Origin of the sequence: Bifidobacterium choladohabitans (assembly GCF_016102005.1) — a bacterium.
Lineage (GTDB): Bacteria > Actinomycetota > Actinomycetes > Actinomycetales > Bifidobacteriaceae > Bombiscardovia > Bombiscardovia choladohabitans.
Window position 1 is genome coordinate 375,582 of sequence record NZ_JACFPL010000001.1, and the last position, 17,306, is coordinate 392,887.

The 17,306-nt window shown below is 63.0% G+C and carries 17 protein-coding genes and 1 tRNA gene; 6 read left to right on the plus strand and 12 right to left on the minus strand.

The genetic code is table 11. The features are described 5' to 3' along the window. Position 1 precedes the first annotated feature (1 nt). Positions 2 to 652, minus strand: coding sequence for a hypothetical protein (locus H3S97_RS01600; RefSeq protein ID WP_198219432.1), 651 nt, complete (start codon positions 650 to 652; stop codon positions 2 to 4). Between the two features lie 90 nt (positions 653 to 742). Between H3S97_RS01600 and radA the strand changes: the two genes are divergently transcribed. From radA to H3S97_RS01620, 4 genes are all read left to right on the plus strand, one after another. Then, positions 743 to 2,152, plus strand: a complete 1,410-nt coding sequence (gene radA / locus H3S97_RS01605) for a DNA repair protein RadA (protein ID WP_198219433.1) — start codon at positions 743 to 745, stop codon at positions 2,150 to 2,152. 125 nt (positions 2,153 to 2,277) lie between these two features. Then, complete coding sequence (locus H3S97_RS01610) at positions 2,278 to 3,141, plus strand: ABC transporter substrate-binding protein (RefSeq protein ID WP_198177334.1); 864 nt, start codon at positions 2,278 to 2,280, stop codon at positions 3,139 to 3,141. Between the two features lie 25 nt (positions 3,142 to 3,166). Next, a complete protein-coding gene (locus H3S97_RS01615) occupies positions 3,167 to 4,024 on the plus strand; it encodes an amino acid ABC transporter permease (protein WP_198177333.1) in 858 nt (285 codons plus the stop codon). Next, on the plus strand, positions 4,021 to 4,788 hold the full coding sequence (locus H3S97_RS01620; protein ID WP_198177332.1) for an amino acid ABC transporter ATP-binding protein: 768 nt from the start codon (positions 4,021 to 4,023) through the stop codon (positions 4,786 to 4,788). Before H3S97_RS01615 ends, H3S97_RS01620 begins: the two co-directional genes overlap by 4 nt. A gap of 21 nt (positions 4,789 to 4,809) precedes the next feature. On the opposite strand, the gene ribF is transcribed toward H3S97_RS01620, so the two are convergent. From ribF to nusA, 5 genes are all read right to left on the minus strand, one after another. After that, on the minus strand, positions 4,810 to 5,943 hold the full coding sequence (gene ribF, locus H3S97_RS01625; protein ID WP_198219434.1) for a bifunctional riboflavin kinase/FMN adenylyltransferase: 1,134 nt from the start codon (positions 5,941 to 5,943) through the stop codon (positions 4,810 to 4,812). 119 nt (positions 5,944 to 6,062) lie between these two features. Then, positions 6,063 to 7,166: a tRNA pseudouridine(55) synthase TruB gene (gene truB, locus H3S97_RS01630; protein WP_232356204.1), complete on the minus strand. Its 1,104-nt coding sequence runs from the start codon at positions 7,164 to 7,166 to the stop codon at positions 6,063 to 6,065. Then, positions 7,105 to 7,608, minus strand: coding sequence for a 30S ribosome-binding factor RbfA (gene rbfA / locus H3S97_RS01635; RefSeq protein WP_198219436.1), 504 nt, complete (start codon positions 7,606 to 7,608; stop codon positions 7,105 to 7,107). The genes truB and rbfA overlap by 62 nt, the downstream gene beginning before the upstream one ends. Before the next feature lie 129 nt (positions 7,609 to 7,737). Next, positions 7,738 to 10,509 (minus strand): translation initiation factor IF-2, encoded by a 2,772-nt coding sequence (gene infB, locus H3S97_RS01640; RefSeq protein ID WP_198219437.1) that lies wholly within the window; start codon positions 10,507 to 10,509, stop codon positions 7,738 to 7,740. Positions 10,510 to 10,692: 183 nt separating this feature from the next. Next, positions 10,693 to 11,751, minus strand: coding sequence for a transcription termination factor NusA (nusA, locus tag H3S97_RS01645; protein ID WP_198219438.1), 1,059 nt, complete (start codon positions 11,749 to 11,751; stop codon positions 10,693 to 10,695). A 140-nt stretch (positions 11,752 to 11,891) separates the two neighbouring features. Between nusA and H3S97_RS01650 the strand changes: the two genes are divergently transcribed. Both H3S97_RS01650 and H3S97_RS01655 read left to right on the plus strand, forming a co-directional pair. Next, positions 11,892 to 12,704 carry a hypothetical protein gene (locus tag H3S97_RS01650; protein WP_198219439.1) on the plus strand — a complete coding sequence of 271 codons (813 nt, stop codon included), beginning with the start codon at positions 11,892 to 11,894 and terminating at the stop codon, positions 12,702 to 12,704. A 103-nt stretch (positions 12,705 to 12,807) separates the two neighbouring features. After that, on the plus strand, positions 12,808 to 13,098 hold the full coding sequence (locus H3S97_RS01655; RefSeq protein ID WP_198219440.1) for a hypothetical protein: 291 nt from the start codon (positions 12,808 to 12,810) through the stop codon (positions 13,096 to 13,098). 183 nt (positions 13,099 to 13,281) lie between these two features. Here the strand turns inward: H3S97_RS01655 and H3S97_RS01660 are convergent. The 6 genes from H3S97_RS01660 to rpsM form a co-directional block, all read right to left on the minus strand. Further along, positions 13,282 to 13,367: transfer RNA gene (locus H3S97_RS01660), tRNA-Ser, on the minus strand. Positions 13,368 to 13,475: 108 nt separating this feature from the next. Then, entirely contained in the window at positions 13,476 to 14,438 is a 963-nt protein-coding gene (locus tag H3S97_RS01665; RefSeq protein WP_232356205.1) for a tRNA pseudouridine synthase A, read from the minus strand. A 78-nt stretch (positions 14,439 to 14,516) separates the two neighbouring features. After that, positions 14,517 to 15,161 carry a 50S ribosomal protein L17 gene (gene rplQ, locus H3S97_RS01670; RefSeq protein WP_198177326.1) on the minus strand — a complete coding sequence of 215 codons (645 nt, stop codon included), beginning with the start codon at positions 15,159 to 15,161 and terminating at the stop codon, positions 14,517 to 14,519. Positions 15,162 to 15,287: 126 nt separating this feature from the next. Further along, positions 15,288 to 16,283 carry a DNA-directed RNA polymerase subunit alpha gene (locus H3S97_RS01675; RefSeq protein ID WP_015022327.1) on the minus strand — a complete coding sequence of 332 codons (996 nt, stop codon included), beginning with the start codon at positions 16,281 to 16,283 and terminating at the stop codon, positions 15,288 to 15,290. A gap of 75 nt (positions 16,284 to 16,358) precedes the next feature. Further along, complete coding sequence (gene rpsK / locus H3S97_RS01680) at positions 16,359 to 16,757, minus strand: 30S ribosomal protein S11 (protein ID WP_015022328.1); 399 nt, start codon at positions 16,755 to 16,757, stop codon at positions 16,359 to 16,361. A gap of 80 nt (positions 16,758 to 16,837) precedes the next feature. Further along, positions 16,838 to 17,215 (minus strand): 30S ribosomal protein S13, encoded by a 378-nt coding sequence (gene rpsM / locus H3S97_RS01685; protein ID WP_015022329.1) that lies wholly within the window; start codon positions 17,213 to 17,215, stop codon positions 16,838 to 16,840. Between the last annotated feature and the right edge of the window lie 91 nt (positions 17,216 to 17,306).

Genomic DNA, 17,306 nt, shown 5'->3' on the forward strand with positions numbered 1-17,306 from the left:
ACTAGAGCGGGAAGGCCTTGTAGAAGGCCTCCAGCGCAGTCCGCTGGCCCTGGGCACGGAAGACCACGGTATCATTCTGCCAAATGACCAGCACCTTGTGCTCGTCGTCGCCATCCGCCTTCTCCAGGTAGGATCCGGTGACCGTGCCGCCGCTGCGAACATTGCCCGCGGCCAGCTCCTTGCCGGACATGCCCGTGGACTGGCTGTCATAGAGCGCCTTGGCATCCTCGCTCCTGGACCACTGAGCCAGGTGAAGGGTCACATCCCCGCCCGACCTGCCGGTGGAATAGACCAGGTTGTACTCCTCGATGGGCGTACGGGTGCTCCACTCGCTGTCAGAATCCGCTTTGACACGGGCGAACTCTCCCACCGTATCGGGCATGGCCTTGAGCAGCTCGGAAGCCGAATCAGGCAGGGGCACCGCCGTGGCCTTGGGGCTGCTGGCTTGCGAGGGTTGTGAGGATGCGGAGGCCGAGGCCTGGGCGACGGGTTCTGGGCTGCGCACCGCCCAATGAGGCCAGACAAAAGCCGATAGGAGCACCAGGACCACCACCGCCGCCAGGGCGATGACCAGACCGATCCGTCGACGGCGTTGCCTGGCGTGCGCGGAGGAGTCGGAGGAGGACACGGGTGCAGAAGGATTGTCAGCCATGCCTCCATTCTCTCATGGGCAGGGTGTCGGCACTGCGAAGATGCCGTAAAAGCCCGGTTCCTCGTCCCTGAATCCCGATAGCGTGCAGGTATGGCCAAGACGACGACGCAATACGTGTGCACGGAGTGCGGGTGGACCGGCGGCAAGTGGTTCGGACGCTGCCCGGAATGCGGCCAGTGGGGAACCATCGAGGAATTCCACGAAGCCCGTGTCGTAGGTGCAGGCGGGGGTCTGTCCTCCTCCGGCGGCAGCCATACGGCACCTGCACCCCCGAAGAGCGGCCTGGCTCGGCCCATCACACGGGTGGGCACGGACCAGGTAAAGCGCATTCCCACAGGATTCGAGGAATTCGACCGGGTCCTGGGCGGGGGCATCGTACCCGGGTCGGTCATCCTCTTGGCCGGCGAGCCGGGCATAGGCAAGTCCACCCTCCTGCTGGAGACCGCCGGCCGCGTGGCCGACCGGGGTGGTGAAAAAGGCAAGGTGCTCTACCTGTCGGGCGAGGAGTCCCAGGCCCAGGTGCGGATGCGGGCCAGTCGGGTGGGAGCGCTCAAGGATTCGCTGTTGCTGGCTTCGACGACCGACCTGGCCACGGTGCTCGGGCTGATCGAGCGCGAAAAGCCGGCACTGGCCATTGTGGACTCCGCCCAGACCATCGTCTCCAGCCAGGTCGACGGCATCTCCGGGGGTTCCACCCAGGTACGCGAGGTGGCCATCAGCCTGATAGATATGGCCAAATCGCACGACATCCCCATCCTCCTGGTCGGCCACGTGACCAAGGACGGCTCCATCGCCGGGCCCCGGACCCTGGAGCATCTGGTCGATGTGGTCTGCCAGTTCGAGGGCGACTCCCAGACCGCACTGCGCCTGCTGAGAGCCGTCAAAAACCGTTTCGGCCCCACCGACGAGGTGGGATGCTTCGACATGGGCGAGCAGGGCATCGAGGAGGTCAGCGACCCCACGGGGCTCTTCCTGTCCACAACCGGACAGGAGGTGGAGGGTACCTGCGTGACCTTCACCTTGGACGGCCACCGCAGCCTGCCCATCGAGATCCAGGCCCTGGTCACTTCATCTGTTCTGCCCACGCCCAGACGCAACACCAACGGAATCGATGCCAACCGTCTGGCCATGCTGGCCGCGGTGCTCTACCGTCACGGCCGCGTCAACCTGCTGACACGGGACCTGTATGTGTCCACCATCGCCGGCGGACTGGCCAAGGAACCCGGATGTGACCTGGCCATCGTGGCCGCGCTGGCCAGTGCAGCCAAGTCCCGGCCCATCCTGCGCACGACCTGTGCCATGGGCGAGATTTCGCTGACCGGGCAGGTCAGGCCTGTGCCTCAGCTCAACCACCGGCTGCAGGAGGCCGCCCGTCTGGGATTCACCCGGGCGCTGGTCCCGCCCGACCGGCATTCAGGAGGCCGAAAACCCATCCAGGGACTGGAGGTGGTCGAAGTCACCTATCTGGCCGAGGCCCTGGAGGCTCTGGGACTGGTCTGAACCCGGTGGTCGCTGGTCCCCCGATCGCACCCTATGGCGCTCACCTGCCGACTCGTTAACCTGCCGGACTAGGATGGAGTCGCTGGAAGACCGACACCCATCACCATCGCGAGGAGCAGATCAGCATGACCATCTTCACCAGGAAAACCATACGCAGGCTGACGGCGGCCGCACTCACGACAGTCACGCTCATGGCCGGCGCGGCCTGTGGCTCCTCATCGAGCAGCAGCGGGCAGTCGGCAGACAAGCAGGACATCACCCAGCAGACCATCAATCCCGGCACCCTGACCATTGCCACCGGGGACCCGGCCTACGCCCCCTACGTGCAGGACAACAAGCCCGAATCCGGCAAGGGATACGAGGCGGCCGTGGCCTATGCAGTGGCAGAGAAAATGGGCTTCGACAAGGCGCACGTCACCTGGACCAGGACCACCTTCGACGCCGCCATCGCCCCGGGAAGCAAGGACTACGACCTGAACATCCAGCAGTTCTCCATCACCCCGGAACGTCGGCAGGCTGTGGACTTCACTCCCAGCTACTACAACTCCACCCAGTCTCTGGTGGTCAGAAACGACTCCCCATACGCCTCCGCCACCTCCCTTGCCCAGATCAAGGACGCCAAGATAGGAGCCATGGTCGGCTCTACCTCCTACGAGATGGCCCACAAGCTGGTCAAGCCCGACATCGACACCTTCAACGACGACGTGGCCTCATCCCAGGCCTTGGACGCCAATCAGATCGACGCGCTTGTCGTGGACACCCCCTCGGCCGTGACCATGGTCGACTCCAAGCAGGTCAAGAACGCCAAGATCCTCGGGCAGATCAAGGGCTCGCAGGACCCGGAGGGCATGGGCATAGTCCTGCCCAAGGGTTCCAAGCTGACCCCGGCCGCCTCCAAGGCCGTCACCGCCCTGAAGAAGGATGGGACCTTGGACAAGCTGCAGAAGCAGTGGCTGCACGTCTACACCTCCCTGCCTATCCTGGGCTGAGAGAAGAAAGGAAACCTTGTCGTTCATGGCCACCTCGGCACAGGACGCGGTCAGCGATATCCAACGGGAGCGGGAACGCTACGGCCGTCGACAGAATCTGCGCTCAGTGGGAATCAGCATCGCCAGCACACTGGTGTTGGCCCTGCTGATTGCTCTGGGGCTGCACGCCTCACCCGGCTGGCCCCGAGTCAAGCAGTCGTTTTTCTCCGGAGCCTACTTCGCCCAAGCCTTCCCCAAGGTCCTCCAGGGACTCTGGCTCAATCTGGAGGTTCTCTTCTTCGCGGTGATCGGCGTGGCCCTGCTGGGCACCCTGCTGGCCATGATCCGCACCAGCCGGAACCCGCTGCTCTTTCCCCTGCGGGTGCTGGCCCAGGTCTACACCACGATCATGAGGGGCATCCCCATGATCGTGGTCCTCTACCTGATCGGCTTCGGCATCCCCGGCCTGGCCATCTTCAACCGGATCCCGGCAGCCCTGCTGGGCACAGTGGCGATCATCCTCTCCTATTCGGCCTACATCGCCGAGGTGCTGAGGGCCGGCTTTCAGGATGTCGGCCCCTCCCAGAGGGCGTCGGCACGCTCACTGGGCCTGACCTCGGGGCAGACCATGCGTCTGGTAGTCATCCCCCAGGCCCTGCGCAAGGTGGCTCCGGCACTGATGAACGATTTCATCTCCATGCAGAAGGACGTAGGGCTGATTTCTGTTCTGGGTGCCGTCGACGCGGTCAGGGCGGCCCAGATCATCGTGGCCACCTCCTACAACTTCACCCCTTACGTGGTGGCCTCGGTGCTCTTCATCGCCACTTCGGTCCCCTTCATTCTTCTCAACGACTGGTATTCCAACCGGCTGCGCAAGCGCGAACAGAGCGGAGGCATGGTATGAGCGAACAGGCAGGCGCCAATCAGAACCAGCCGGTGCTCCGTCTGGAGGATGTGCGCAAGACCTACCCGGGGGGCAACAAGGTCCTGCGCGGCATCTCCATGACCATCATGCCCCATGAGACCGTGGCCCTGCTGGGCCCGTCCGGGTCGGGCAAATCCACCCTGATGAAGTGCATCAACCTGCTAGAGACCGTCAACGACGGCAGAATCTGGCTGGGTGGCACCGACATCACCGATCCCAGGATCAACCAGGATGCCTGCCGGGCCAGAATCGGCGTGGTCTTCCAGCAGTTCAACCTCTTCCCGCACATGAACGTTCTGAAAAACGTGACGCTGGGAGCCATCAAGGTCCACGGCATGCCCAAGGACCAGGCCAGGGAGCGGGCCCTGGAACTGTTGGACCGGATCGGCATGAGGAAGAAGGCCGGAGCATACCCCGACCAGCTCTCCGGCGGCCAGCAGCAGCGGGTGGCCATCGTCCGAGCCCTGATGACCGACCCGGAGCTGCTCCTGCTGGATGAGATCACCTCAGCCCTGGACCCCATGCTTGTGGGCGAGGTACTGGCCATGGTCTCGGAGCTGACCGCCGGCGGCACCACCATCCTCATGGCCACCCACGAAATGAGTTTCGCCCATCACGCAGCCAACCGGGTGGTTCTGCTGCTGGACGGTGTCATTGCTGAGAACGGAACTCCGCAAGAGGTCATGGACGAGTCGGAGAATCCGCGCACCAGGGAGTTCTTCAGCCACTTCCGAGGGCTGTGACTTCCCAAGTACCTTCAGCTTTCAGTTGGCGGAAAACGCTCTTCCTGCAGCCTTGGTCAGTTCCAGGGTGCGATCGGCATCCAAGGCCAGCTGTCGTTTGAGGGGTTCCTCGCCAGCATACCGTTTCTGACCGCGCAGACGGCTGAGGAACTCCACTCGTACCCGGTGACCGTACAGGTCTACCCAATCCGGCCGGACGGCATTGGCCTCCAGGATTCTCGGCATCTGCTCTCCCGGAGCCAGGAAGGTCTCCTTGGTGCCGATGGAGATGGCAGCAGGCATCCGCCAGGGCGAACCCTGAGCCAGCCGACCCTCCCGGCCCTCCGGCGTCGCCATCGGATCCGTAGGCAGTCCCAGGTCGACCAGCCAGCCTGCATAGACTCCATCCGCGGGCATCATCCCCTGGCTGTCGGGAGCGAGATTGGCAGTCGGAAATCCCAAGCGGCGGCCCCGCTGCTCCCCGTGGACCACCGTGCCTTGAACCATGTGCGGCCGACCCAGAATTTCCATGGCCGCATCCACATCGCCGTCCAGAATCAACCGCCGAAGGTGGGAACTGCTCCAGGCTCGCACCCGACGTCGCTCCAGACCGTCAGCGTCAGGCAGGGTGCAATCGCCTGGGCCCTGGTCGTCCACAACTTCCAGGTTGAACAGTCCAGTGACCGCCAGATCACCAATGGCCTTGATGTCACCGACCCGCCCTGCGCCCATCTGCGCATCGCGGCCCAGGACCAGCGTCCGCATGGCCAGTTGCTCGGTAACCTGCTTGAGGAAGAACCTATAGGACTTGGCTGCAAAGGCCAGCGTGTATCGCACTACCACAACCTGATCCAGCCCCAGCTGGGCCATGAGTCGCAGACGCTCCTCCAGAGGCATGATCTGATCAGGGTCATGGCGAATCAAGTCCAGGGACGGCTCAGTCATGTCATGGCTGTCGGCGTAGCTATGAATCAGTTTGGGACTGGGGTCGAATACCAGAGCCATAGGCCGGTCCTGGCCCTTGGCAGCCAGCTCCACCACCCGGCGCAGGAGGGCCTGATGCCCCCGATGCACACCATCGAAGACACCGATGGCAATCACGCTGGACCGGGCCCCCAAGGTTCCCGGCCACCTGACAATGCCCGACTCATCCGGGCTGACCTGGCTGACCTTCATCCGCTTCCCATCACTTAGCCATGACGGCACCCGTACCCGGGCGCCGAAAATTCCTTAAGCACTGTATTCCCACAGTCGCGCCCTGGCAAGACCCTGAGACCAAACCCGAACCGGCACACTCAGGCCCCGGGGTGAAAGACCACATCCGGCTTGGCCCCACCTCGTGAACCGGGCACCAGGATAGCGGCCAGCCGCTGCCTGTCCTCTGGCCCGGCCAGGGCGGCCGTGGGTCCGGCGACAGGCAGATCCAAGAATCCTCCGTTAGCCACTCTGGCGGCCTGGTCGGCATCCAGGTTCAGGACAGGCATGCTCATACGTGCCGCCTGCGCCAGACTCAGGGAGCCATCCAACATCCCCTCCCTGTCGCGGTCAGGGACCATACGACTGCGGACAATCGTCTGACCCTGTCGGTTCCGGTATGTATGGGGGACCACATGACCGCCCACAACCTTAGATTTGAGGTCGGAATCCTCCAGATCGAACGGACCTACACGTATCCGTCTTAAGGCGGTCAGGTGGCCACCCAAATCCAGCCGCTCGCCCAGGTCGCGAGCCAGGGCCCTGATGTAGGTGCCACTGGAGCAGGTCACCTCCACATCCGCATCGACCACCCTGGCGCCCTGGTCGGGCAGATCCACACGGCGAAAGTCGAGCAGACAGAAGGATGCAATCCGAATGCGGCGAGGTTCCAGCCTGACCTCCTGGCCCGCACGAGCCAGGTCATAGGCCCGCCTGCCCTTGACCTTGATGGCGGAGAAGGCATCGGGCACCTGGTCGATCCAGCCGGTGAAGCAGCGATCAATCAGATCCTGCAGACCCTGGGCTGTCAGCTCGTCCACCCCCTGCGCAGCTCCTGGACGCACCGGGAGCAAATCCCCGTCCGCATCGTCCGTGGTCGTGCCCAGTCCCAGGCGCATGGTGGCCCGGTAGGTTTTGTCATGGCCCACGATGACCGTCAACAACCGCGTGGCCTGGCCGAATCCAAGGACCAGCAGGCCGGTGGCCATGGGATCAAGGGTCCCGGCATGGCCCACGCGACGCATGCCGAGGCCAGAGCGGACGGCGGCCACCACGTCGTGGCTGGTCACACCGCTCGGCTTGTCAACAAGGATAATGCCCGAGGTTGGCTCATCATGGCCAGAATCCGCCAGGTCCGATAGCTCAGCGGTCGGCTTCATCCACATCCTCCGCCGCAGGTTCATCAGGGACGGGGCCGGACTCATCGATCTCTTCTTCGTCGTCATGCCGATATGGATCGGGATCGCCGGCATAGCTGGCATTGACCCGTGCCTTGGCCATGGCCTCGTCCCGGCGACGGGCTGCAGTCAGCACGTCCTCAATCTCGGTAGCCTCGGCAGGCACCTCATCGTAGATGAAGCGCAGCGTAGGCGTCAGCCGCAGACCGGCCCGGGCACCGACCAGGGTGCGCAGCCTGCCGGAGGCCTGCCGCAGGGCTTGCTGGGCTCGCTTGCGTTCCCCGGCCTCGTGTCCGGACCGGCCCAGCTGGGTCCAGTAGATCTTGGCTATCTGTAGATCGTTGGTGACCCGAACCTCAGTGACGGTGACCCCTGCCAGGCGCTTGTCGTGCATCTGGGACTCCAGCGCAGAGGCCACGACCCGTTGTATCAGGGCCGCTATGCGTACAGCGCGGGGATTTCCAGCCATCATGATTCCTTTCTCGAACCGTCCATGACCAATCTTCGCATTCATGGACATCCGCCCCGGCCAGGGAATACCCGGACCGGGGCGGATCGCCACGGACCATCCCACGCGCGGTCGGATGGTCGACAGGCTCTACTTGCGTTCCACTTCCTGCATCTCGTAGGTCTCGATGATGTCGCCCACCTCGATGTCGTTGAAGGAGCCCAGGTTGATGCCAGCCTCGTATCCTTCGGATACCTCGTTGACGTCGTCCTTGAACCGGCGCAGGGAGGAGATCTCCAGGTCGTTGATGGTGACCACCCCGTTGCGGGCGATGCGAGCCTTGGTGCCCCGCTTGACGGTGCCGTCCTGGACCATGACGCCAGCGATGTTGCCGAACTTGGAGGAGCGGAAGATCTCACGAATCTCGGAGTGGGAGGTGGTGACCTCCTCGTACTCCGGCTTGAGCATACCCTTGAGTGCTGCCTCGATGTCCTCGATGGCGTTGTAGATGACCGAGTAGTACTTGATCTCCACACCCTCGCGGTCGGCCAGATCCTGGACCTGCCTGTTGGGACGGACATTGAAGCCGATGATGACGGCCTTGTCGACCGTGGCCAGGTTGACGTCGTTCTGGGTGATGGCGCCCACGCCCCGGTGGATGACCTGGATCCCGACCTCGTCGGAGACCTCGATCTTCATCAGAGAGTCTTCCAGAGCCTCGACCGAGCCGGAGGAGTCGCCCTTGATGACGATGTTGAGCATGTCCACCTCGGACTTGGCGAACTGCTCCTTCAGGCTCTCCAGGGAGACCACCTTGCGGCGCTTGGCCAGCTGAGCGGCACGGGCCGAGGCCTCGCGCTTCTCCGCAATCTGACGAGCGGTGCGATCGTCTGGCGCGACCAGGAAGAGGTCGCCGGCCGTGGGCACCGAGGTAAGACCGAGCACCTGGACCGGTGTGGAAGGACCGGCAGCATCCATCTGCCGACCGTTCTCGTCCAGCATGGCTCGCACACGGCCGTAAGCCGATCCAGCCACAATGGCATCGCCCACATGCAGGGTACCCTGCTGGACCAGCACAGTGGCCACAGCTCCGCGTCCCTTGTCCAGACGGGCCTCGACCGTGGCGCCGCGAGCGTCCATATCGGGGTTGGCCCGAAGGTCAAGATCGGCGTCGGCGGTCAGCAGTACGGCCTCCAGGAGCTTGTCCACGTTGGTGCCCAGCTTGGCGGAGATGTCGACGAACATGGTGTCGCCGCCATACTCTTCGGATACCAGACCGAATTCGGTCAGCTGGCCACGCACCTTCTGGGGATTGGCTCCCTCGACATCGATCTTGTTGACAGCAACCACGATGGGTACATGGGCGGCCTGGGCATGGTTGATGGCCTCCACGGTCTGCGGCATGACGCCGTCGTCCGCGGCCACCACCAGGACAGCCACATCGGTCAGCTCGGCACCACGGGCACGCATGGCCGTAAAGGCCTCGTGGCCAGGGGTGTCCAGGAAGGTGATCTTGCGATCCTCCCCGTCCAGGGTGACCGTGGCCTGGTAGGCCCCGATGCGCTGGGTGATTCCGCCAGCCTCCTGGGTGGTCGTGTTGGTCTTGCGGATGGTGTCCAGCAGCCGTGTCTTGCCGTGGTCGACATGGCCCATGACCGTGACCACCGGAGGCCTGGGCTGCAGGTTCTTGTCGTCCTGGTCCTCGCGTTCTTCGTCCAGGTTGATGTCGAACTGCTGAAGAAGCTCCTTGTCCTCCTCCTCGGCGGAGACGATGCGGATCTTCCACCCGATCTCGTCGCCCAGAATCTGGAAGGTGGCCTCATCCAGGGACTGGGTGGCCGTAGCCATCTCGCCCAGGTGGAAGAGCACCGTGACCAAGGCAGCGGGGTTGACATTGATTTTGTCGGCCAGGTCGGCCAGGGTGGCGCCCTGGCGCAGCTTGACGGTACGTCCATTGCCTGCTGGGATGCGCACGCCGCCGATGACGGGTGCCTTCATCTCCTGGAATTCGTGCCTCTTGGCCATCCGGTTCTTGCGGGCCTTGGAGGACTTGCCTCCCTGGCGACCGAATGCTCCAGCAGCGCCGCCGCGACCGCGACCACCACGGCCTGAACCGCCGCGGAAGCCACCTGATGGTGCCGACGAAGCGCCGCCGAAGCGACTGCCGCCGCCCTGATGCGTCTGCTGGCCTGGACGGTTATGGCCCCACTGCCCTGGACGGGCGCCCTGCCCGGAACGGCCGCCACGACCGTTACGGAATCCGCCCCGGCCCCTGCGGGAGTCGTTGACGGTGGGCCGGGCCATAGGATGCGGCCTGGGGATATCCGAAGGCATGGGGGCCTTCATCCCCTGCTTGCGGCTGAAAGGATTGTTGCCTGGACGAGGCGTGGATGCTCCCGGCCGTGCACCATGACGCGTCGCCGCAGCATTGGAACCGCCGGGACGACCGTTGTTGCGTGAGCCTTGGGGACCGGGCCTGCCCATGGCTGAAGGCTTGGGTCCACGGGACTGGTTGCGCGGCTCATGCTCGTTGCGGTTGCCCTGAGGGGCACCAGGCTTGGGGAAGTGGCCACCGGGACGCTGCTGACCCCGTGGCGCCTCGCCGCCGGCCGAGGGCCTACGGTTCTGTCCGGGCTTGGGCCCAGGTGTGGATTGCTGGGTGCCGCCGGACTGCGGGCGGCCATGCTGACCCTGGCCGCTTCCATGATTAGGGTTGCCGGGGCGGGCATTTCGTGCAGCGGCCTGACCGGCGTCGCCCTGTCCCTTCTGAGGGAAAGCGTTCTTGAGTCGACGAACCACAGGGGCCTCGACAGTGGAGGATGCGGACTTGACGAATTCGCCCATGTCCTTCAATTTCGCCAGAACAGTCTTGCTGTCTACGCCAAATTCCTTGGCCAGCTCATACACGCGTGCTTTGGGCACTTACTTTCTCCTTACCGGACCGCGCATATGACCGGCGCGATCACTCTTTCATGACGGCGAACATATCCTGTCTCATCGTGCGACCATGATCGTGTTACCTCGTCTCTGTGCCGGGGCCGACGGCATGAACCTCCGGACTCGGGATACCGGGTCCAGCATACTCGCGTCGTCGGATGTTTGCTCTCAGGCGTCTTCACCAGCAGCCGAAGCCGATTGCGCCTGCAGTTCACGTAGTTTTTGCTGGTGGGCCTCCTCGGACTCGATGCCAATCTTCCATCCGGTCAGCTTGGCGGCAAGACGGGCGTTCTGGCCCTCTTTACCAATGGCCAGGGAGAGCTGGGCATCCTTGATGAAGGCAATGGCCGTGCGGTTGGGCTCGCTGACGATCTGCACCTGACGGACCACGGCCGGGGACAGGGCCGCAGCCACAAACTCGGCGGGATCCTTGGACCAGTCCACAATGTCGATCTTCTCAGGCCCCAGGTTCTCCATGACGGCACGGACGCGAGCGCCGGCAGGACCGATCAGCGCGCCCTTGGGATTGACCCCCTTGGCGTTGGCACGGACCGCGATCTTGGTTCTGGCACCGGCCTCACGGGCAATGGCCATGATGGAGACCGCACCGGAGACCAGCTCGGGCACCTCCCGCTCAAAGAGGCGGCGAACCAGCTCCGGGTGGGAACGTGACACGATGATTTCCGGCCCCTTGAGCCCACGGGAGACATTGACCACGTAGACGCGGATTCGCTGGCCGTGCCGGTAATGCTCTCCAGGCACCTGCTCGCGGCGGGGCAGAATGGCCTCGACATTGTCCACGGCCACATGCACATTGCCGGGATCGCTGGCATCCTGCTGCACGATTCCGGTGATCAGATGGCCCTTCTGGCCCGAGAAAGCTCCGAAGACCCGCTCATCATCGGCCTGTCGGAAAAGCTGACGGATGACCTGGCGGGCCGTGGAGGCTGCCAGCCGATCGAAGTCCTTCGGTGTGTCGTCGTATTCCTCACCCAGATCGTATCCCGGTTCGGGTTCTTCCGGCGTGGGCTCGCGAGCAATCTCGTCCTGCGCCCAGATGGTAAAAGTCCCCGCACGTTCGTCCAGCTCCACACGTGCGTGTTTGGCTGCATGAGGCGACTTCTGGTAGGCCAGAAGAAGAGCCTCGCCCAGTGCTTGGTCCAAGGTCTCGGCATCAATCCCTTGTTCGTGTGCCAGCTGATGAATTTCAGCCAGGTCCAGTTCCATGTCAAGACCTCCTATGAAGTTATTCAGACCGTGCTTCTTTTAGTCTGCAATGCCTACTATTCTAGCCTTTCATGCAGACACTGCCGGTTCCTGAACACCACGGATGGGCGAGTCGTCGGCCAGCGATCCTGGCAAGACAAATGAGGGCCGGCATCGCAGTTCTTCTGCTGGCTGTCACCATCTCAGGATGCGCGCCCTCGGCGGTGCATGTCAGCCAGCACGACCCTGACAATCTCCGTCCCACAGCCTGTGAGCAGGCATGGACGCGAGCCCGGCAGTCGGAACGACTTCAAAAAGATCAGGCAAACAGTCGGGCCCAGGTCTGGATCCAAGCGGCACGTGAATGCCCTGCTCGCCTGGACGAAGCCACGGTACACGCAGCCCAGTCTTTGGCAGCCTCCCAGGGCGGACAGGCCAATCGTCAAACAGCCACGTTGAGGCTGGTCCAGGCTGCACAGCAGCTGGATCCACTGGCCAAGGCACTGCCAGTCGAGTTGGCCGATCAGGCCATTACAGGCGAAGATCGTTCCGGGTTCGAACTTTCGGTGCTCGCAGCGCGTAAGACGGATGCCGCATGGATGCTCACCCTGGCCGATGCACACACTGCGGCCGCGCAGATTCTGGTTGGTCACGCCAAGCACGATCCCCGGCAGGGGGTCTATCCCACCACTGATCTGCTGGCGCACCCGGATGAGTGCACCGATCCCGCCAACGGAATACAGACCCCTACCCCTGCCCTGATCGAGATGGATACGGCCCGGACCCTCCTGGCCGTGGGGAAGAAACTGAACGGCTCCTCAGGCACCATACGAACTGATGCCAGCCAGAACGCGAAAAGCCACCAGCAGGCCACATCGGCCCTGGTCGACATGATCGTAGCCCACATGTCCATGGCCATGAACCTCGGCTACCCGGCCACATCGTCAGCCCTGCTGCAGACACCAAAGCACTGACGCCGGGCCAGCCCATCCGTAGGGTGCACTGATCGCACTCGCAAGTTTTCTCATATGCATATACGAGCAACCCTGGCAACTCATGCCCAAAACCTGACCAATCATGAAGATCGACCATCAAACAAAACAGATTCACTATTGCTTACTGCAAATTTCACAAAACATTGCGGGTGGCGTCAAAGGCTCAGGTGGTGATATTATAGAACGTGTTCCACAGGAACATTCCCAAGGAACGCAGGGGGGTATGAACCCGTGCAATGCAGGAGGCGACCTGGTGCTGGCCACCACATCGCCTTCTGCATTGGACGGTCTTTTCATCTGTTCGGTATCGCGGCTCATGGCCAAGCCGGACCAAGTAGCCAAAGAGGGCATACGGAGGACCAATCCCGTCTGACAGTCCATAAATCAAACGACGGGTGTCATTTTCTCAGTTCCCCGCAAAAAGCCGGTCTTACATGGACTGCATACCGGCAGCGATTACGAAACTTGATGCTCCAAGTGAGCCACTACAAGTGTGCAAGGCGGCAACAGGATTAAACATAAAAGACCCCGACCGTCGGGCCGGGGCCAATGAGGGCGGTTGAGGCGAGATTCGAACTCGCGGAGGGAGTTGCCCTCACACGCTTTCGAGGCGTGCTCCTTAGACCGCTCGGACACTCAACCATGGTCGTTGCCCGACACTGCCGAACAACAACTTTTCTATTATGCCACAGAGTCCCTACCTGGCAAGCGGCGTGGCGCAGTCAACCGTCACCGCGAACGACCCTGATGTCAAAGTGTACGGCGGGCTCGGATGGCCTGCGCCCGTTCAGCAAGCTGGTCATCAGGCGGGTAGGCCACATGTTCCAGGGTCAGTCCCCGAGCATCTATGGGACCGGTGGAGCCTTCACGCAGGGGGTGGGCCACCTTGTCGGCGAACCATTGCACGGACCGACGTCCCTGGCCCACCTGAATGCAGGCTGCGACCAACGAGCGGACCATGTTATGGGCAAATGCATCGGCTACGATCCGAAAGACGGTAAGCCCGGATTCCATGAAGGGAGGAAGGTATCCGACGGCGCTCCGCCCTGGATCAGCCCCGAACAGATTCACGGTGGGAACCTGGTCCCAGTGTGCTGCCAGGACCTTGCGGATGGTCGTGCCGCCGGGGTTTGGTCTGGCGAAGGACCCGAAGTCATGCAAGCCGATGCACTCCGCTGCAGCCTCGTTCATAGCTTGCAGATCCAGGCTCCCCTCCATGTCCAGCACATAGCCCCGCATACGTGGATCCCCTGGCTGACCCCCCTGGCTGACACGGTACAGGTAGGTGCGCTCCAAGGCAGAGAAGCGGGCATCGAAGCCGGTAGGGGCCAATCTGAGACCGAGTAGAACGATGTCAGCAGGCAACAGGTGCCGGAGACGGCGTTCCAGGGCCGAAACACCATCGACCCCCATATGTCCTCTGCAGGCCTCCAGCACAGCTTCAGGAATGTCCAGGTGCGCCACCTGATGAGATGCGTGGACACCTGTGTCGGTCCTTCCCGCCACAACCAGTCTTGGCTCCCAGACGACTTGTCTGTGGGCAATCCCGCCTTGTGATCTGCGCACCCCAGTGATCAAGGACAGGGCATGTTCGATGCAGCCCTGGACCGTGCGGAGTCCTGGCTGCCGGGCCCAGCCATGGAAGCCACCGCCGTCGTAGGCCAGATCCAAGCGCAGCCTGACAAGGGTCATCTTCCCTTCCTGATCCTCCATCAAGACCTCCCTGGCGCCAATGACAAACGGGGCCGGAGAGCCATGCTCCCCGACCCCGTCATCGAATGCAATAACCGATTACTCAGCGGCCTTCTCGGCATCCTCGGCCACGTCGGCATCTTCCTCGGCCTGGGCCTCGGTCTGATCCGCCTTGTCAGCGGTCTGCTCCAGATCCTCGGCGGCCTTGTCGGCCTGGGCCACGTCCTGATCGGATTCATTGGCTTCGACGGCCTGGTCGACAGCGTCCTTGGCAGCGCCTTCGGCGACGGCGGCATCGGTGGCTGCGGCCACCTCGGCGTTGTCGTCCTTGGCGGCCACCTTGGCAGCGGACTCAGCCTCCTTGACGACGGCCTTCTTGGCCGACAGGGGCTCGGTTACCAGCTCGATCACAGCCTGGGGGGAGTTGTCTCCGCGGCGGGGCGCGATCTTGGTGATGCGGGTGTAGCCACCCTCACGCTGCTGCATCTGTTCGGCGATCTGGGTGAACAGGATGTGGACCACGGACTTGTCACGGATGACACGCATGACGCGGCGACGGGCGGACAGATCCCCGCGCTTGGCGAAGGTGATCAGCCGCTCGGCCAGCGGACGCAGGCGCTTGGCCTTGGGCAGGGTGGTCGTGATACGGCCGTTGGCGAAGAGGCTTGTGGCCATGTTGGCCAGCATCAGCCGCTCGTGCGCCGGGCTGGAGGCCAGACGTGGGCCCTTGCTAGGTTTTGGCATTGGATTATCTCCTTACGGTCCGGGAGGACAGGTGGGCATACGCCCGAACATCCGACTTCCCGGCATTTCTGTCAGCAGGCGACGGAACCCTTCCCCCTCGCCCGCTCATACGAAGGCTGCTATCCTTCACTCGTCATCAGGCGAGAAGAAGGTGCCTCCCTCGAGATTATTGGTGTCGAAGCCCAGCGGAGAGGCCTTCAGCGACAGCCCCATGCCCTCAAGCTTCTCCTTGACCTCATCGATCGACTTCATGCCGAAGTTGCGGATGTCCAGCAGATCCTGCTCGGTATGCGAGACCAGCTCGCCGATGGTATGGATTCCTTCGCGCTTGAGACAGTTGTAGGAACGCTGCGTCAGGTTCAGGTCCTCAATCGGCACGGACATCTGCGGATCGGCCTCTTCCACCACAGGCTCGGGTCCGACCTCCACGCCCTCAGCCTGGGTGTTGAGTTCGCGGCAGAGGCCGAAGAGCTCAACCAGGGTCGACCCGGCGGATGCCACCGCGTCACGCGGCGAGATGGCGGGCTTGGTCTCCACATCCAGGATCAGCTTGTCGAAATCCGTGCGCTGCTCGACACGGGTGGCCTCGACCTTGTAGCTGACCTTGAGCACAGGAGAGTAGATAGAATCGACCGGGATGCGGCCAATCTCATCGTTGTCCTGCTTGTTGAGCTGGGCCTGGACGTATCCACGCCCACGCTCCACCGTAAACTCGATCTCCAGCTCGCCATCCTCGGCCAGGGTCGCGATATGCAAATCAGGATTGGCCACGGTGACGCCGGCCGGCGGGGTGATGTCCCCGGCGGTGGCCTCGCCCTTGCCGCTCTTGCGCAAATACATGACCACGGGCTCGTCGTACTCGCTGGTCAGCACGATGCCTTTGATGTTGAGCAGGATCTCAGTGACGTCCTCCTCCACACCTGGCAGCGTGGTGAACTCGTGCAGGGCACCCGAGATGCGGACCGAGGTCACAGCCGCACCGGGTATGGAGCTCAGCAGGGTACGACGCAGGGAGTTGCCCAGGGTGTACCCGAATCCAGGCTCCAACGGCTCGATGGTAAAACGGGAGCGCTGGGCATTGACGACTTCTTCAGTAAGAGTCGGACGCTGTGCAATAAGCACTGTTGCTATCCTTTCAGCTCCGACCGGTGGTGCACTCACCGGTCTTCGCGGGTGGATTCATGGGTTTTCTAGTGCTCAGACGCGACGGCGCTTGGGAGGACGAACGCCATTGTGTGCCTGTGGGGTCACATCGGAGATGGAACCGACCTCCAGGCCTGCGGACTGCAGGGAGCGGATGGCGGTCTCACGGCCCGAACCCGGGCCCTTGACGAAGACATCCACCTTCTTGACCCCATGCTCCATGGCCTTGCGGGCTGCGGATTCGGCGGCCATGCCCGCTGCGTAAGGAGTGGACTTGCGGGAGCCCTTGAAGCCTACGTCGCCGCCCGAAGCCCAGGCCACTACAGCACCGGAAGGATCGGTGATGGAGATGATGGTGTTGTTGAATGTTGACTTGATATGCGCCTGCCCGACCGGAACCGACTTGCGATCCCGACGACGAGGCTTGCGCGCGGCCTGCTTTGCTGCTGCCATTGATCCTCGTTTCCTTGTCACGAATAACTGATTGCTAGTGCGAACCATCGGGGACCCTCATCCCCGCTTCGCATACGGCCTTACTTGGTCGCCTTCTTCTTTCCGGCGACGGTACGTTTGGGTCCCTTGCGGGTGCGGGCGTTGGTCTTGGTCCGCTGGCCGCGCACAGGCAGGCCCCGGCGGTGGCGCTGGCCCTGGTAGCAATTGATCTGGATCTTACGGCGAATATCAGCGTCGATCTCACGACGCAGATCACCCTCGATCTTGTAGTTTCCCTCGAGGTAATCACGCAGCGTAATGAGCTGCTCGTCCGTGAGATCCTTGACGCGGGTGTCCGGATTCACTCCGGTCGCGGCAAGTGTTTCCTTGGCGCGAGTACGGCCCACACCGAAGATGTAGGTGAGGGCTATCTCTATGCGCTTCTCGTTGGGGATGTCGACTCCGGCAAGACGTGCCATTGCGATTCCTTTTTGTTCTACGCAGGTCGTGCACCGAGTCTTCCGGTCTCCCGGCCCGGGCCTGCGCACCCGGGGTTCAGCCTGTCGGCTG

What these genes read in the sequence shown, in the direction of transcription:
- H3S97_RS01600 (WP_198219432.1), bottom strand. Translation starts at nt 652, where the DNA reads ATGGCTGACAATCCTTCTGCACCCGTGTCCTCCTCCGACTCCTCCGCG.
- radA (WP_198219433.1), top strand. Translation starts at nt 743, where the DNA reads ATGGCCAAGACGACGACGCAATACGTGTGCACGGAGTGCGGGTGGACC.
- H3S97_RS01610 (WP_198177334.1), top strand. Translation starts at nt 2,278, where the DNA reads ATGACCATCTTCACCAGGAAAACCATACGCAGGCTGACGGCGGCCGCA.
- H3S97_RS01615 (WP_198177333.1), top strand. Translation starts at nt 3,167, where the DNA reads ATGGCCACCTCGGCACAGGACGCGGTCAGCGATATCCAACGGGAGCGG.
- H3S97_RS01620 (WP_198177332.1), top strand. Translation starts at nt 4,021, where the DNA reads ATGAGCGAACAGGCAGGCGCCAATCAGAACCAGCCGGTGCTCCGTCTG.
- ribF (WP_198219434.1), bottom strand. Translation starts at nt 5,943, where the DNA reads ATGAAGGTCAGCCAGGTCAGCCCGGATGAGTCGGGCATTGTCAGGTGG.
- truB (WP_232356204.1), bottom strand. Translation starts at nt 7,166, where the DNA reads ATGAGTCCGGCCCCGTCCCTGATGAACCTGCGGCGGAGGATGTGGATG.
- rbfA (WP_198219436.1), bottom strand. Translation starts at nt 7,608, where the DNA reads ATGGCTGGAAATCCCCGCGCTGTACGCATAGCGGCCCTGATACAACGG.
- nusA (WP_198219438.1), bottom strand. Translation starts at nt 11,751, where the DNA reads ATGGAACTGGACCTGGCTGAAATTCATCAGCTGGCACACGAACAAGGG.
- H3S97_RS01650 (WP_198219439.1), top strand. Translation starts at nt 11,892, where the DNA reads ATGAGGGCCGGCATCGCAGTTCTTCTGCTGGCTGTCACCATCTCAGGA.
- H3S97_RS01655 (WP_198219440.1), top strand. Translation starts at nt 12,808, where the DNA reads ATGAAGATCGACCATCAAACAAAACAGATTCACTATTGCTTACTGCAA.
- H3S97_RS01665 (WP_232356205.1), bottom strand. Translation starts at nt 14,438, where the DNA reads ATGGAGGATCAGGAAGGGAAGATGACCCTTGTCAGGCTGCGCTTGGAT.
- rplQ (WP_198177326.1), bottom strand. Translation starts at nt 15,161, where the DNA reads ATGCCAAAACCTAGCAAGGGCCCACGTCTGGCCTCCAGCCCGGCGCAC.
- rpsK (WP_015022328.1), bottom strand. Translation starts at nt 16,757, where the DNA reads ATGGCAGCAGCAAAGCAGGCCGCGCGCAAGCCTCGTCGTCGGGATCGC.
- rpsM (WP_015022329.1), bottom strand. Translation starts at nt 17,215, where the DNA reads ATGGCACGTCTTGCCGGAGTCGACATCCCCAACGAGAAGCGCATAGAG.